This is a genomic window from Pseudomonas sp. 382 (assembly GCF_002759075.1).
GTDB classification, from domain to species: domain Bacteria; phylum Pseudomonadota; class Gammaproteobacteria; order Pseudomonadales; family Pseudomonadaceae; genus Aquipseudomonas; species Aquipseudomonas vlassakiae.
On the sequence record NZ_PEMX01000111.1, the window covers coordinates 1 to 557 of the forward strand.

At 64.6% G+C, this 557-nt stretch carries 1 protein-coding gene; it reads right to left on the reverse strand.

The annotated features are described in order from the left end of the window. Nucleotides 1–93: 93 nt before the first annotated feature. A partial coding sequence (locus CQW31_RS30825; RefSeq protein WP_218254864.1) for a UTRA domain-containing protein occupies nt 94–557 on the reverse strand: 464 nt, incomplete at its 5' end.

Consider the following 557-nt stretch of genomic DNA (forward strand, 5'->3'; position numbering starts at 1 on the left):
TACCTCGATCGGGCGCTCGTTGCTCGACTGCACGACGCGGAACGTCATCATCACCGGCATGTCTTTCGGCAGCTCAAGTGCAATGACCTCCTCCTAGGTGGGAATCTCCGAGGAGACCTCGTCGATGAACGAGACGGGTGCGTAGCCAAGGCTGGCGAGCAGGGTCGGTGTGCCGCCCTTGATCTTCCGGCGCTCCATCATGGCCGTCCCCTCCGCGAGCTCAAGCGGGTAGTACGAGTGAGTCAGCTCCGTGGGCTCGTCGTCGAGGAGCAGGATCTGCTTGCGGAGCAGGGCCTGGTCGTCGTCGCCGAGGCCGAGAGCTTGGCGAACCTCGTACGGCGGCGTGACGGTCTCGACTTCCAGCAGGGTCACGGATCCTCGCTGGGAGCGCTTCTCGGCCTCGCTGATCCATCGGTACGGCTGCCCTTCGCCCGCAGGAGGCATGTAGACCTCAGGGGCAATGGACCACTGGGTGCCGCCCTGTACGAAGACGCCTTTGCCGGGCTGTCCGACCAGGAGCTGCTCTTCCTTGAGCATCTGCAGCGCCTTCTGCACCG